General features: G+C 66.9%; 12 protein-coding genes and 1 riboswitch. Of the genes, 5 read left to right on the top strand and 7 right to left on the bottom strand.

Going from position 1 to position 13,499, the window contains the following annotated elements; all coding sequences use genetic code 11:
- Positions 1-344: 344 nt before the first annotated feature.
- From HGB41_RS16330 to HGB41_RS16320, 3 genes are all read right to left on the bottom strand, one after another.
- Entirely contained in the window at positions 345-1,046 is a 702-nt protein-coding gene (locus tag HGB41_RS16330; RefSeq protein ID WP_171086317.1) for a hypothetical protein, read from the bottom strand.
- Complete coding sequence (locus HGB41_RS16325) at positions 1,046-1,891, bottom strand: MipA/OmpV family protein (RefSeq protein ID WP_171086315.1); 846 nt, start codon at positions 1,889-1,891, stop codon at positions 1,046-1,048. Before HGB41_RS16325 ends, HGB41_RS16330 begins: the two co-directional genes overlap by 1 nt.
- A gap of 65 nt (positions 1,892-1,956) precedes the next feature.
- Positions 1,957-2,808, bottom strand: coding sequence for a protease complex subunit PrcB family protein (locus tag HGB41_RS16320; protein ID WP_171086313.1), 852 nt, complete (start codon positions 2,806-2,808; stop codon positions 1,957-1,959).
- 332 nt (positions 2,809-3,140) lie between these two features.
- On the opposite strand from HGB41_RS16320, the gene HGB41_RS16315 reads away from it, so the two are divergent.
- The 3 genes from HGB41_RS16315 to HGB41_RS16305 all read left to right on the top strand — a co-directional run bounded on the left by HGB41_RS16315 (position 3,141) and on the right by HGB41_RS16305 (position 5,693).
- Positions 3,141-4,442 carry an ATP-binding protein gene (locus HGB41_RS16315; protein ID WP_171086311.1) on the top strand — a complete coding sequence of 434 codons (1,302 nt, stop codon included), beginning with the start codon at positions 3,141-3,143 and terminating at the stop codon, positions 4,440-4,442.
- A 20-nt stretch (positions 4,443-4,462) separates the two neighbouring features.
- Positions 4,463-5,032, top strand: coding sequence for a lipopolysaccharide transport periplasmic protein LptA (gene lptA / locus HGB41_RS16310; RefSeq protein ID WP_171086309.1), 570 nt, complete (start codon positions 4,463-4,465; stop codon positions 5,030-5,032).
- A gap of 76 nt (positions 5,033-5,108) precedes the next feature.
- A complete protein-coding gene (locus HGB41_RS16305) occupies positions 5,109-5,693 on the top strand; it encodes a DUF6151 family protein (RefSeq protein ID WP_212760974.1) in 585 nt (194 codons plus the stop codon).
- 21 nt (positions 5,694-5,714) lie between these two features.
- Here the strand turns inward: HGB41_RS16305 and HGB41_RS16300 are convergent, their stop codons facing one another.
- The 4 genes from HGB41_RS16300 to HGB41_RS16285 form a co-directional block, all read right to left on the bottom strand.
- The gene (locus HGB41_RS16300) at positions 5,715-6,044 is read right to left on the bottom strand and encodes a hypothetical protein (RefSeq protein ID WP_171086303.1); all 330 of its coding nucleotides are present in this window, start codon (positions 6,042-6,044) and stop codon (positions 5,715-5,717) included.
- The gene (locus HGB41_RS16295) at positions 6,041-6,703 is read right to left on the bottom strand and encodes a thiol:disulfide interchange protein DsbA/DsbL (protein WP_171086301.1); all 663 of its coding nucleotides are present in this window, start codon (positions 6,701-6,703) and stop codon (positions 6,041-6,043) included. Before HGB41_RS16295 ends, HGB41_RS16300 begins: the two co-directional genes overlap by 4 nt.
- Positions 6,704-6,948: 245 nt before the next feature.
- A complete protein-coding gene (locus HGB41_RS16290; RefSeq protein ID WP_171086299.1) occupies positions 6,949-7,836 on the bottom strand; it encodes a cobalamin-binding protein in 888 nt (295 codons plus the stop codon).
- Positions 7,836-9,812 carry a TonB-dependent receptor gene (locus tag HGB41_RS16285; protein ID WP_171086297.1) on the bottom strand — a complete coding sequence of 659 codons (1,977 nt, stop codon included), beginning with the start codon at positions 9,810-9,812 and terminating at the stop codon, positions 7,836-7,838. Before HGB41_RS16285 ends, HGB41_RS16290 begins: the two co-directional genes overlap by 1 nt.
- Before the next feature lie 83 nt (positions 9,813-9,895).
- A riboswitch (cobalamin riboswitch) is annotated at positions 9,896-10,140 on the bottom strand.
- Between the two features lie 133 nt (positions 10,141-10,273).
- On the opposite strand from HGB41_RS16285, the gene HGB41_RS16280 reads away from it, so the two are divergent.
- The gene (locus tag HGB41_RS16280; protein WP_171086295.1) at positions 10,274-12,499 is read left to right on the top strand and encodes a M1 family metallopeptidase; all 2,226 of its coding nucleotides are present in this window, start codon (positions 10,274-10,276) and stop codon (positions 12,497-12,499) included.
- Positions 12,496-13,422 (top strand): hypothetical protein, encoded by a 927-nt coding sequence (locus HGB41_RS16275; RefSeq protein WP_212760973.1) that lies wholly within the window; start codon positions 12,496-12,498, stop codon positions 13,420-13,422. Before HGB41_RS16280 ends, HGB41_RS16275 begins: the two co-directional genes overlap by 4 nt.
- Positions 13,423-13,499: the final 77 nt, after the last annotated feature.

Below are 13,499 nucleotides of genomic sequence, written 5' to 3'. Positions count from 1 at the left end.
AACGAGCATTACCGATACTGATCCAAAATCGCTGCACGCGACGCTCGACAAGAGACAACGTGCCCGCCCCTATCGCGTCGATTTACCAGCCGCCATCATCACGCAGGGCACCACGGCAGCGAAAAAAGCATCCGCTCAAAAGCGAGTGTGACTTTTGGAAAACGGACATTTTAACTTTGCTAAAAGCGGACATTTCTACTTTGCTGTTACAGCGTGGGCAGGTTTCCTGCCCACGCGTTCAAGTCACGTATGAATTGTCGCGCCGCGATTTGGCCACCGTTCGTTGATCGCGTGGGCAGAATCTGCCCACCCTACGATGCGGGGGCAGCGCCCAGAGCCCGGCCCTACTCGAACAAGGGCACAATCGCCAGCGGCGCGCTATACGTCACCAGCTGCGCGCTCTCCCCCGCGAACCGGTAAGTCGCCGCCGGAAAATCGGTATCGATATCCCCCGCAAACGCCGGCCCCACCACCAGCTGCAATGGCTGCTCGCCATCCGCGCGGCGCAGCTTCACCGACACGTCCCCGCTCTTCTTCGGGAACACCATGCGCACGCCCACGCACTGGCGCGAGCGCGCGGTGGCGTCGATGTGGCGCGCAAAGGCAAGCGCCTGTTCGCAGGCGGCGCGCAGGCCGGTCGTGTCGTAGGTGTTGTCCAGCTGCGGCGCGATCGAAACGCGCGAGCGCAGGGCGAAGCCGCCGCCCAGCCGGCGGTTCGGCGCCAGCACCGCGTTCTCGTCGTACGCGGCCTTCACCAGCGGCAGCACGGCGCGTCCGAGCGCATCGAGCGCGAGGCTGGTCTGCACGGTCTTGCCCCTCAAGCCAAGCTGCACGCCGTCGCCGAGCACGCCCTTCTCGCGCGGCACCAGTTGCAGGTGATTGTTGAGCAGGTTCTTGGCGCCGCCGTATTTTTCGAACACCACCATGGCGCGGTAGGCGTCGCGGTAGCTTGCCCATTCCAGCGCGTGCGGCTGCCCCTGCGCCAGGGCCAGGGAGGCCGTGGACAGGAGGCAGACGCTTGCAGTGGCGTGGGCGAGGCGCATCATCAGAACCGGTAGGCCAGTGCGGTCGAAACCGTCAGGTTGGTGGGCCGCTCGACGAGCGGGCTGTGGCGTGCATCGCCCGCCAGGCGGGTCGCCTGCACGCTGGAGGTCACGATCCAGGACGGCGACACGGTCCAGTTCCAGCGCGCGCCCACGTAGACATCCTTCAGGCCGCCCTGCGGGCGGTATTCCAGGTTGCCGCTCCTGGCCGCTTCGGACGGGTTGACGCCGAAATACGCGCGGTTGTAGGCGGCGTTGACAAAAGTGGCGCCGGCCGACAGCGACACCGCATGATGCGGCGCGACCTGCAGCGCCAGGCGCTGGACGCCGACCTGGGCGCGCACGCCGTCGCTGTCGTTGCCGGAACCTGCCAGGATGCTGCTGGTCAGGCGCCATTCAGGCGCCACGTAATAATTGAAGAAGCCGCCCACTTCGAGACGCAGCTTGACCTCCTCCATGCCGGCCAGCCGGTTGACGCCGGCCAGGCGCTCGCGGGTCGTCACCGGTCCCAGGGTCGCGCCCAGGGCGTCGCCGATGCGCCCGCCCGTGCCGGACTCGCTGCGGCGCGGATGGAGCCCCGCCAGCGGGCCGTACTCGATGGTTGGATCGCCGGACAAATGGACGCCGGCGTTCATGCCGGAGATGAAGGCGCCGCTGCTCCACTGCACCTGCAGCACCGGCAATGCGGAAGTCTTCCTGTTGTCCGCCCCCTCGTACCGCGGCGCCGAGACGGCGCCCAGCCCCGCATACATGTCGCGGCTGCCATCGGGCATCGGGTTGGTGGTCGGCGTCTGCGCGCTTGCAGCGCTGCCATAGACGGCCAGGACCAGGACGAAAAGCTTTTTCATGTCGTTACAACCGGGAGTTCGCGTGCCGATATTTTACGTCGGGCAAGACGAATTCTCACTAATTGTTACCCTATGATATGAATTTTCTTGGAGAAGACCACCGGTGCGCTGCTCCGGTCGACCACGACCAGGTGGGCCGGATAAGTGATCGCCATCGTGCAGAACACGGCTGGTCCCGGCTCGGTGTCGACGTGCAGCACCTCCAAGCTGCCCTCGCCCGGTATGACGCTGGCAATGGCGGTATCGAAGCAGCCGTTCGAGCGCGCCCCCAGGAAGACGCCGATGACCATCTGCCGGCTGAAGTCGACCGCCGGCAGGGGCAAGTCGGTGCCGGCATGTTCCTGCCACAGCGTGGCCCAGGCGTCGGCGTCGCGCACCACGACCTCGCGCGGCGCCGTGATCGCGGAGCGGGTGGTATGGGAGAGCGTCTGGAAGGCCAGCGACCCACCCGGCGCCGGCAGCAGGTCGACCGGTTCGACCTTGTGGCCGGCGCCCAGGCCGAGGTCGGCCTTGTCGAGGTTCTGCAGCATGGTGTCGAACAGCGGGCGCAGGCTGGCGTCGCTGCAGCTGGTACGTGGACCGGCAATGGTCTGGCCGGCGCTGCACAGCACCGCCTGCGGGCTCAAGCCCATCAGGGTCTGGGCGTAGGCCGCGTCGGCGCACTGGCCGGCGCGGTCCCACAATACGTATTTGCTGTCGATGACGTACAGCTTGTTGCGGGTGTCGGCACAGGAAGCACCCTGCGCCATCTTGATGTACTCGGAAACGACCGGCACGCCGCCATTCGGCTCGCCCACGGCGATACCCTGCACCGCAGTGCGGCTGGACTGCTCCGTAGTGGAGTCGTCGCCGCCACAGGCAGCCAGGGTAACGCCGATCACGGCGACAGAAAGCAGGACGCGCCCAGCCATGTTCATCTTGTTCTTCTCCTGCTGGCGTGTCTCTTCGCCAGTCGTTTCCTTGGGAATAAAAAAACCCGCCGACACTCGCATATCAGGCGGGCAAACGGAAAACCAGATAAAACCAGATACCTGATGATGAGTATCTTAAGGTTCCTGCATAATTCATTCCCCCCTAAACTGTCGGCGAATTGTCATCAATTTGTAAGGGCGTCGACGGGGCGCCTGGCCCGGGAAGCCTAGTTCATCGCTCTATGTCGCCAGTGGGCCCTTGCTCCTATACAATGCGCGCAAGGAGAAACTATGTATTGCGCAGCGTCCAGTAACCGCAAGTCATGCAGGATGGATACGTGAACCGTATCTTTTTCCGCTTTTTCGTGCTGGTCATGCTCTCGATCACGGCGGCTACCTTCGTGATTTACTTCGCGTTCAGCCGGCTGTTCGGCGATCCGCTCGACGACATCGCCCGCAGCCAGGCGGCCGCGCAAATCTTCCTGCTCGAACAATACGTCGACAAGGCGCCGTCCGACGAATGGCTCACGCGCCTGAACAACGTGCGCGTCGTCTCCGACGTTCGCTACGACCTGGTCACCCTAGCCGAGGCGCGCGCCGCCCTCGGCAGTAGCAGCGGTACTGCGCTCGACCGCGGCGAGATCGTGCTCGATCCCGCCCGGCGCACCCTGTTCCGCCGGGTCGACCTGAGCGGCGAACGCTATATCGGCAGCCACGAAGAAGTGCTGCGCGCCGAAAACCTGCCGATCGACATCGGGCAGGCGCTCAAGATGGAAGCCCTGCGCTATGTAATCGTCGCGATCGCCCTGCTGCTGCCCATCGCGCTGTGGTCGCGTTCGCACTGGCAGGGACTGCAGGCGCTGTCGCGCGTGGCGGACGAATTCGGCAGCGGCAAGCTCGGCGCCCGCGCGCGCATGAAACCTTCCGAGGCGGTCTACCCGCTGGCCGAGCGCATCAACCACATGGCCGACCGCATCGAAGACCTGCTGGAAGCACAGAAAAGCCTGCTGCATTCGGTGTCGCACGAGCTGCGCACGCCGATCGCGCGGCTCGAATTCGCCCTCGAACTACTGGACGCGCGCGCCAAAGACCCCGACCTGAGCCGCCGCATCGGCGCGATGGAGGGCGACCTGCGCGAGCTGAATGCCCTGGTCAACGAGCTGCTCGACATGAGCAAACTCGACAGCGCCCGCAACCTGCAGGCCGCGCCGGCTCCGGTGGCGCCGGTCCTGCGCGAATGCACGGAGATGCTGCCGCCCTCCCCGCACCAGCTGGATTGCGTGCTGGCCGAGGACCTGGGCGAGCTGGAACTCGACCGCCGCCTACTGGCGCGCGCGGTCTGCAACCTGCTGCGCAATGCGCAAAAGTACGCCACTGGCCGCATCCTGCTGGCGGCCACGCGCAACCCACATGCGGTCGAGATCACGGTGGACGACGACGGCCCGGGCATTCCCGAAGACGAGCGCGAAAAGGTGTTCGAGCCCTTCTACCGGCTCGATCGCAGCCGCGACCGCGCCACCGGCGGCTTCGGCCTGGGCCTGTCGATCGCGCGCAAGGCCGTGGCGCTGCACGGCGGCACCGTGCGCGCGGAAGCATCAAGGCTGGGAGGGGCGCGCTTCGTCATTACCCTTCCCGTTTAACGATCATGATTGAGATTTCCATGAAGCGCATCGTCCCTTTCCTGTTCCTGCTGCTGGGCGTGGCCGCGCAAGCCTCCGCCGAAAAGGCCGACGCCTACAAGCAGACCAAGATCGACTGCCGCAAATGCGACCAGGACACGCTCACCGGCATCGCGCTGATGGATGGCGGGGTGACGATCACCCGCGGGACCATGCTGATCGACGCCTGGCGCGGCCGGGTCGAGACCTCGCCCGAGGGCTACCAGCGCGCGACCCTGGAAGCCGGCAGCGGCAGCAAGGTGCGCTTCCGTCAGAAAGCGGACGGCCCGGGCGAGCAATGGATGGAAGGCGAAGCCGAGCGCGTGGAATACGACGACAGGACCGGCCTCGTGAAGCTGTTGTCGAAGGCCAGGGTACAGCGCCTGCAGGACGGCGCACTGGTCGACGAAGCGGTGGGCGAATTCATTTCCTACGACAGCCGCAAGGAGCAGTTCAGCCTGCGCAATACCAGCACCGGCGACGACCGTGCCGGCGCCGGGCGCGCTTCCATCGTGATCCAGCCGCGGCGCCGGCCGCCCACGCCGGTAGCAGCCGGTACCGTCACGCCTTGAGCCGGTGCGGACATCATCTTGATGTCGCGTTCCCGCCAGCGGCGCATTACACTATTGTCATGAACGGAGACCCATCATGACGATGCAATTACGCTGCCGCTGCGGCAAACTACGGGGACAAGTCGACACGGCGCGCGTGGCCGCGCGCGCGGTCTGCTATTGCAAGGACTGCCAGGCTTTCGGGCGTTTCCTGGGCCCGGGCGCGCTCGATGCCGCCGGCGGCACCGAGGTCGCCGCCACCCTGCCCGCTGCCGTGCGTTTCGACAGCGGCCTGGAACACCTGGCCTGCATGTCGCTTAGCCCCAAGGGCCTGTACCGCTGGTATGCCAGCTGCTGCCGCACACCGGTCGGAACCACGCCGCGCGACCCGCGTACCTCGTATGTGGGCTTGATACGGGCCTGCCTGGATGTCTCGCCCGAACAGATGGACCGCGAGCTCGGTCCGGTCAGGTCCCACGTGAACACGGCATCGGCAACAAAGCCCGTAACGTCGGGCGGCGTCGCTACCTTCGGGGTCGTGGCCAGGGTCGGAATGATGCTGCTGAAGGCGCGCCTGGGAGGCGGCTACCGCGACAATCCCTTCTTCGAGCCGCGCTCCAGAACGCCGGTGAAGCCGGTGCAGGTGTTGTCGCTGGAAGAGCGGAAGGCGCTGACCCGCTAGGCCAGCGCCGAACCAGCGCAATCAGCGCTGGCTGGTCTCGGGGACGGTGCGCACGTGCGTAATGCCGTACCACAGGTGTTCCCACCAGTAGTCGCGCGAGTGCACGGTCACGAGGCATGCCTTGTCGATGCCGCCCTTGAAGAGCGGATCGGGACACTTGTTGGTCATCAGGGCGTGGCGCTGGTTCTCGGCATTCACCAGGGCGATGGCGAGCCAGATCGCCAGGCCCGCGAAGAAGGCCGCCAGCGACCACGCAATGTGGTTCACATGGCTGGTCTCAAACAGGTCGTCCTCGTTGGGCCGGGACCCATCGTACATCTTGAGGACTTCGCGTTCGACGTCTTTGCTCATTTGGTCTTGGCTGCCTTCGCAACGAGTGCGTCCATGACCTGGGCGGTCGCCTGCAGCATCTGGCTCACGTCCTGGATCTTGTTCGCTTCGGCCACCTGGCCTGGCGAGACCACGTACTTGCCGTCGATGATGATGGTCGGGGTGCCGGTCACCTTGTAGGAGGCCTGCAGCTGGCCCAGGCGGCGCAGCTTGGTGGTCACGCCGAACGAGTTCCAGGTCTCCATGAACTTGGCTTTGTCCAGGCCGTTCTTGGTGGCCCAGTCGATGATCGCGTCATCGGTCATCAGGCGCTTGCGCTCGACGTGCACGGCGCGGAAAATCTTCGGGTGGAATTCTTCCAGCTTGCCCATCGCTTCGAGCGTCAGGAACAGGTGCGCTTCCGGATCGGCCGGGCCCTGGAACGGCAGGTGCACGCGGCGCATGACGATGTTGTCGCCCTGCTTCTTGACCCAGCTCTGGATCATCGGTTCCACCATGTTGCACGCAGGGCAGTGGTAGGCGAAGAATTCGATGACTTCGACCTTCTTACCCACCGCCTGGACCGGCTGGGGAGCGGTCAGCGTCTGGTAGTCCACGCCGTTTTTCGGGTCTGCCGGCGAAGCAAAGGCAGTGCTGGCGACCATGGTGGCGGCGATGAGGGCAAAACGCAGGGAACGCATAGATTTCCTTCCACAAGTGATTGAGCAAACGCCGGGAGATTACCATCTTTTTACGCTCCCTTAGTAGCTGGGGCGGCAATTTTGCATTTGCTTACGGATTTAACGGTTTGATGTTGAGTTAGTGGCTATGAAACCAACTTGGGTTCCCGCCTTCGCGGGAACGACGGTCTTGGAGCAAACTGCAAGTTCAGATCTCGCGGCCCGCTCATTTAGCACGTCGTTCCCGCCCAATTTTCAGACCGAAATCACCTCGGCCGGCGTTTCCGCACACCGTCCAGCACCTCGCACAGCGCCGCCGCCCCCTCCACCGTCCGCGGCCCCGGCCGCGTCAACAGCTCACCATCGACCGTGACCAGGTTGCCCCGCTTCACCGCTGTCATCCCCGGAAACGGCGCCCACACCTTGAGCCCCGGATTGGCCGGGTCGTAGCGCTTGCCGGCCAGGATCGCCTCCGGGTCGGCCGCCAGCACCGCCTCGATACTGACCTCCGGCGCCACCACCTTCAGCGCACCAAACACATTGCGCCCGCCGCAGATGCGGATCGCATCGCTGGCGATCTGCGCATCGTTGAGCGTGTACAGCGGCTGGTCCCAGATCTGGTAGAACACCGTCACGGGCGAGCGCTTGCCGTAGCGCGCCTCGAGGCCGGCCAGCTTCCTGCGCAAAGCCCCTGCCGCCGCCTGGGCGGTGGGGCCGGTGCCCAGCAGCCGGCCGAGCCGCTCGATATTGCCGGCCACCTCGGCCAGCCGGTTCGGCTCGCTGTGGAAGATCGGGATGCCGAGCGATTCGAGCTGGGCGATCTGGCGCGCCGTGTTCCCGGTATGCCAGACCACGATCAGATCGGGCTTGAGGCTGAGGACGCGCTCCATGTCGATCTGGCTGTTGCTGCCGACCAGGGGGATGGTCTTGGCCGCTGCCGGATAGTCGCTGTAGTTCATGGCGCCGACCACGCGCGCGCCGCCGCCGGCCGCGAACAGCAGCTCGGTGGCATGCGGCGCCATCGAGATGACGCGCTGCGCTGGCGCCTGCACGGTGACGCGGCGGCCGGCGTCGTCCACCACGCTGACCGCCGCCCCGGCACTGACCGCGGTAAAGGCCAGCAGCGCCGGCAGCAGGCGAATCAGCCTGCCCATCAGAAGTCGTACCGCAGCGACAGCTTCAGCTGGCGGCCATCGCTCGGGTAGATGCCCGAACGGCAGCCATAGGCGTTGCTGTAGTACTGGCGATCAAGCAGGTTCAGGCCCGTGACGGCCGCTTCCCATGCGCCCATGCGGTAGGCGTAGCGCGCGTCCACCGTGGCGTAGGACGGGATGCGAGCGCCGCAGGTGTTGGTGAAGTCGTTGCCGTAGCGCTGGCTGCCGACCCACTGCGCGCCGATGTCGGCACTGTGGGCGTCGCTTGGTGTCCAGGCCAGGCGCGTGGTCACTACGTTCTTCGGCACCAGCACCATTTCACGGCCGGCGTTCGGGCCAGCGGTGAACTCGGCTTCGACGCGCTGCCACTGGCCGGTGAAGCGCCATGCCTGGCCGAGCGCGAGCTGGCCTTCGACTTCGACGCCCTGGCGGCGGGTCGGGTCGAGGTTGGTGTTGGCGCCCCAGCCGCCGGACAGGGTCGGGTCGAAGAAGATCTCGTTGCGCAGGCGGTGGCGGAATACGCGTGCGGAGATGCGGCGCGCCTGGCTGCCGGCGCTCACGCCCAGTTCCAGGTCGCGCGAGGTCTGCACGTCCAGCAGCGCGCCGGTCGAGCGGTAGCCGTTCTCGTCAGCGTTCGGGATGCGGTAGCTTTGTCCGGCCTTGGCGTGCAGGGTGAGGCCTGGCGCGGCATCGATGCTGCCTTCGACGCTCCAGCCGTTCTGCGACTGCTCGCCGGCAGGCACGGCCAAAGTAGCGTTGGCCTCGTCCTTCTCGAAGCGCTCGTGGCGCGCGCCCAGGGCCAGGCGGGCGTTGCTGGCGCCGGCGAAGCGCATCTCGTCGCGCAGGTAGACGGCTTTCGAGTCCTGGCTGGCGTTTGAGCCAAAGCTGGTGGCGCGCTCCCAGCGCACCAGGTCGATGCCGGCGACGAATTCGTTCTCCAGGGCGGCCCAGCGCGCGGTCTGGCGCAGGCGCGGCGAGAACTGGGTCTGGCGCGAGCGGTAGGTCGCCTCGGACAGGAAGCCGCCGAAGTCGTAGGCGGAGCGCACTTCGCGCTCACGGTGGCCCAGTTCGGCGGCCAGCTCGAGGCTGCCGACGCGGTGCTCGGCGAAGGCCGTGACGCGGTCGCTGTCGGTGGAACCGAAATCGTTCGGGGTCAGGGTCTGGCGTGGGTTGGCCTCAAACTGCGCTTGCGTCAGTGAACCCGGGAAACGCATGTGCTGGCGCGCGCTGTCGACGCGCATGCCAAGCCGCGTGCCATCGACGGCCCACTGGAAGCCGCCGCTGATCCCCTTCTGGCGGAAGGCGTTGTTGTCGCGGTAGTTGTCGGTACCCTGGTGGGCAGCGGCCAGGTCGAAGGAGAGCGGGCCTGCGCCGTGGCGCACGGAAGCACGCACGTCGTGCTGGTCGAAGCGGCCGCCCTCCACGCTCAGCGAGCCGTGGTAGCCGGGCGCTGCACCGCGCTTCGTGATGACATTGATGACGCCACCGGTGGCGCCTTCGCCATACAGCACGCTGCTGCCGCCGCGCGTGATCTCGATGCGCTCGACGGTATCGACCGGGATCGAGGCCAGGGTCGCGCCGGACAGTTCGTTTTCGTTCATGCGCACGCCGTCGACCAGGATCACCAGGTTCTGGCTGCTGTTCGAACCGAAGCCGCGCAGGTCCAGCCCGAAGTCGGGCGAGCCGTCCAGGCTCTGGCGGCCATAGGCGCCGCCGATCTTGCGGATCGCGCTGTTGACATCAAGGGCGCCGGCGCGGCGGATCTCGTCGGCCGTGATGACGGTGGCGCCGATCGGTGCGTCGGCGGCTTGCGCCGGGAAGCGCGCGCCGGTAATGACGACAGCGGGCAGTTCGGGCGCCCGGACGCTTTGTTCCTGGGCACAGGCATTGGCAGCAAGGATGGAAGACGACAAGGCGCAGGCCAACGCGAGCGGCGTGAGGGCCGGCGCGCTGCGTGGTACGGCAGCAAATTTCATGTGATGGTTCTCGGGTAAAAGCACCGGCCTGCGTCCCCGCACACCGGAGTCAACGGAAGACGCCACCAGCATGCGAGCCCATGGCGCTTCCACCTGTCCTGGCCGGTATCCGGGCTTGCAAGACCGACCGCCTCACCTTCCTATGCGTCGCTGCACAGTGGTGTTCGAGGCGGCCTGCCGTCCCCTGGCACTACCTGGAGGACGACGCTTGTTGACCGTTGCGGGGGCAGCACATCTTGGCAGCAGCGCGCAGCGCCGTTGCCTCGTGTTTCCCGTTTAACTGCGCTCGCTGATCGCGGGCGCGGGCACCAAAACGCAGCGATTATAACCTGACAAGCCCTGGGCCGCGCTTGGGCGCTCCTGTCGGCACTTTGGCCGTCCTGTCGCAAAAGCTTGGCCTTTCGACCATCGTCTGGATATAGTCGAGCCAGTACAAGAACAACATCGACAAGGAGTCCTGCATGCATCGACAAGGAAAACATAGAGGCCTGCGCACGGCCGTCCTGGCTGCGCTGCTTGCCATCGGCGGCGCCGGCGCCTGGTTCGCGCAAGCCGACATGCCGGCAGCCGCCGTGCCGCCGTCGCTGGACGGCATCGCACTGGCGGCGCCGGACGCCGCCGCGGTCACGGTGCCCAGCAGGCCGGATGCCTGGGGCGGGATGCGTACCGCAACCCACGCCACGCTATCCGACCGTGTGGCGAACTACCGTATCGAAGCGACGCTCGACCCGGTGAAACACGTGGTCACCGGCCGCCAGCAGCTCAGCTGGCGCAACCGCAGCGCGGTCCCGGTGCGCAGCGTCTACGTCCACCTCTACATGAATGCCTTCGAGGGCGAAGGCAGCACCTTTCATACCGAGCAGCGCCAGCGCGGCGAACGCTTCCGCAGCGGCCAGGGCAGTGGCGACGGCGACGGCGACGGCGACGGCAAATGGGGCCACATCGCCCTGCGCAGCGTGACGCAAGGCGGCGCGCAGGTCGCATGGCATTTCGTCCAGCCCGACAATGGCCCGCCCACCGACCACACGGTGGCGCGCTTCGACCTGCCGCAGGCGGTGGCGCCGGGTGCGACCACCACGTTCGACATGGCCTTCACCACCCAGCTGCCGCGCGTGACCGCGCGCACCGGCTATTTCGACAGCTTCCACCTGGTGGCGCAGTGGTTCCCCAAGATCGCGGTACTGGAACTGCCGGGCGAACGCGGGGCCACGGCGCCGCGCTGGAACGCGCACGAATTCCACATGGATTCGGAGTTCTACGCCGACTTCGGCAGCTACGACGTCAGCCTGACCGTGCCGAAGGGCTATACGGTCGGCGCCACCGGCGAACTGCAGGGCGCGCCCGCCGAAAAGAACGGACAGCTCACCCACCGCTACGTGCAGCACGACGTGCACGATTTCGCCTGGACCGCCGACAAGCGCTCGGCTGCCCCGCTGGTCGAGACCTGGAACGGCCCGGGCAGCCCGCCCGTGACCGTCCGGGTGCTCTACCCCCTCGAATACGCAGCCAGCGCAAAGCCGGCGATGAAGGCCGCCAGGGATGCGCTGGCCTGGTTCTCGCGCACGCTCGGCCCCTACCCTTACCGCACGCTCACCGTTGTGATCCCGCCATTTAACGCGCAGGAAGCAGGCGGCATGGAATACCCGACTTTCATCACCGCCTCGGGCTATGCCGAGGTGCCGGCCAAGTCGCTGGCCGAGTATGAGCTGGACGGCGTGACCATCCACGAATTCGGCCACGGCTATTTCTACGGCATCCTCGCCAACAACGAGTTCGAGGAACCGATGCTCGACGAGGGCCTGAACGAATACTGGGACACCCGCATGCTGCGCGAGCGCGGCCAGCAGGTGCACCCGCTGCCGCAGTTCTTGCAAGGCATCGGCGTGGCACCCGCCTTCGCGGCCTTCGACACCCTGCGCATGGCTTCGCCGCGCGACAAGCCGGCCGACGCGCCAGGCCAGAACGCCTGGCGGCGCCTGCAGGGCATCGGCCCGGTCTACACCCGCAGCGCCACCGTACTACGCGACCTGGAGGCGCGCATCGGCAGCGCCGCGATGGAGCGCGGCTTCAAGGAGTACTACCGCCGCTGGCAGTTCCGCCACCCGAGCATTGCCGACTTCCGCGAGGCGCTGGCCGATGGCAGCGGCGCCCGTGCGGCGGTGGAGGACGTCTTCGCCAAGCAGGTGTATGCGACTTCGCGCGTCGATGACCGCGTGTCCGAGCTGTCGAGCGACGAAGCGCTGCCGCTGGCGGGTACCCGCCTCGTGGATGGCAAGCGCATCGGGGAGACCGGGGCGGCGCTGGACAAACGCATCGCGGAGATCCGCAAACAATGGGAAAAAGCGAATCCGGCAGCGAAAAAGGGGACCGGCCCCTTCCCCTGGCACACCCAGGTGACGGTGCGCCGCGAAGGCGCCAGCGTGCCGCAGACGCTGCTCGTGAAATTCGAGGACGGCAGCAGCGAGACCGTGGATTGGCACGCCGATGAAAAGTGGCGCACCTTCAGCTGGACCAGGACCGCGCGTGCGGTATCGGCCGAACTCGATCCGCGCCGCAACCATTACCTCGACGTGAACAAGCTCGACGACAGCCGCACCATGAAGCCTGACGGCAGCGCATCGACCCGCTGGGGCAGCGAAGCTGCGGCCCTTTACCAACTCATCCTGTCCTTCATCGCCACCGTATGACGACCATGAACGCTCCTGTTGCAGCGCCGACGCTGCAAGCTGCTGCGCCGCGCGCCGCCCCTGTCCAACATGGCTTGCTGCGCGCCCTCCGGCCTGCCCTGCAATGGCGCCTGATGCTGCTCTGGCTGCTGGCCTTGCTGCTGCCGGCCATGGTGGCCGCGCTGCCGGTATGGCGGATGCTGGGCGCCGCCTTCGACCGCTCGGTGCACGCCCCGGCTTTGGCGCGGCGGCTCGACCTGGTCGCCATCTCCGACGTCCTGAGCCTGCACGGCCAGCATGCCTCGGCCCTGGCCGGCGGCAGCCTGGTGGCGCTGGTGATGACGCTGCTGCTGTCGCCGCTGCTCACCGGCGCGGCCATCACCGCGGCGCGGGCCCCGGCCCCGATCGGCTTCGCGGCGCTGGCTGCCGGCGGCGTGCACGAATATGGCCGCCTGCTGCGCATGATGCTGTGGGCGGTGGTGCCGCTTGGGATGGCCGCTTTCCTGGCCTCGATCGCGGTCGGTGCGGCGGACGAGCATGCTGCTAGCGCGGTGCTGGAATCCTCGGCGGGGAATGCGCAGCTTGCCGCCGCGGTCATCGCCGGCCTGCTGGTGCTGCTGGCCCATGCCACGCTCGACGCCGGGCGCGCGGTGCTGGCGCTGGACCGGCGCCGCAAGTCGGCGGTGCTGGCCTGGCGCGATGGACTGCGCGTGCTGGCGCGACGGCCGCTCGCGACGCTCGGCTTCTATGTCGGGGTGACGGTGGTGGGGCTGGGATTGGCCGGCGCGCTGGCGGTGGCGCGCCTGAATGTGCCGGCGCTGGGTGCGGCCAGCCTGGTGGGCGGGCTGCTGCTGGCGCAACTGGCGGTGCTGGCGCTGGCGTGGATGCGTTGCGCGCGGCTGTTCGGGTTGATGGAACTGGCGCGCGGTGTGGTCGTACGCTGATCGGTCAATGGGACTGGCGCGCGGGATGGGCACGCTGATGGGGTTTGGTAGGGTGGGCGGGTCTTCCCGCCCGCGCG

Source organism: Telluria aromaticivorans (genome assembly GCF_013003915.1).
Taxonomy (GTDB): Bacteria; Pseudomonadota; Gammaproteobacteria; order Burkholderiales; family Burkholderiaceae_D; genus Telluria; species Telluria aromaticivorans.
The sequence above is the reverse complement of the archived record's forward strand: the minus strand, read 5'-3'. Positions and strand labels throughout refer to the sequence as shown.

What these genes read in the sequence shown, in the direction of transcription:
- HGB41_RS16330 (WP_171086317.1), bottom strand. Translation starts at nt 1,046, where the DNA reads ATGATGCGCCTCGCCCACGCCACTGCAAGCGTCTGCCTCCTGTCCACG.
- HGB41_RS16325 (WP_171086315.1), bottom strand. Translation starts at nt 1,891, where the DNA reads ATGAAAAAGCTTTTCGTCCTGGTCCTGGCCGTCTATGGCAGCGCTGCA.
- HGB41_RS16320 (WP_171086313.1), bottom strand. Translation starts at nt 2,808, where the DNA reads ATGAACATGGCTGGGCGCGTCCTGCTTTCTGTCGCCGTGATCGGCGTT.
- lptA (WP_171086309.1), top strand. Translation starts at nt 4,463, where the DNA reads ATGAAGCGCATCGTCCCTTTCCTGTTCCTGCTGCTGGGCGTGGCCGCG.
- HGB41_RS16305 (WP_212760974.1), top strand. Translation starts at nt 5,109, where the DNA reads ATGACGATGCAATTACGCTGCCGCTGCGGCAAACTACGGGGACAAGTC.
- HGB41_RS16300 (WP_171086303.1), bottom strand. Translation starts at nt 6,044, where the DNA reads ATGAGCAAAGACGTCGAACGCGAAGTCCTCAAGATGTACGATGGGTCC.
- HGB41_RS16295 (WP_171086301.1), bottom strand. Translation starts at nt 6,703, where the DNA reads ATGCGTTCCCTGCGTTTTGCCCTCATCGCCGCCACCATGGTCGCCAGC.
- HGB41_RS16290 (WP_171086299.1), bottom strand. Translation starts at nt 7,836, where the DNA reads ATGGGCAGGCTGATTCGCCTGCTGCCGGCGCTGCTGGCCTTTACCGCG.
- HGB41_RS16285 (WP_171086297.1), bottom strand. Translation starts at nt 9,812, where the DNA reads ATGAAATTTGCTGCCGTACCACGCAGCGCGCCGGCCCTCACGCCGCTC.
- HGB41_RS16280 (WP_171086295.1), top strand. Translation starts at nt 10,274, where the DNA reads ATGCATCGACAAGGAAAACATAGAGGCCTGCGCACGGCCGTCCTGGCT.
- HGB41_RS16275 (WP_212760973.1), top strand. Translation starts at nt 12,496, where the DNA reads ATGACGACCATGAACGCTCCTGTTGCAGCGCCGACGCTGCAAGCTGCT.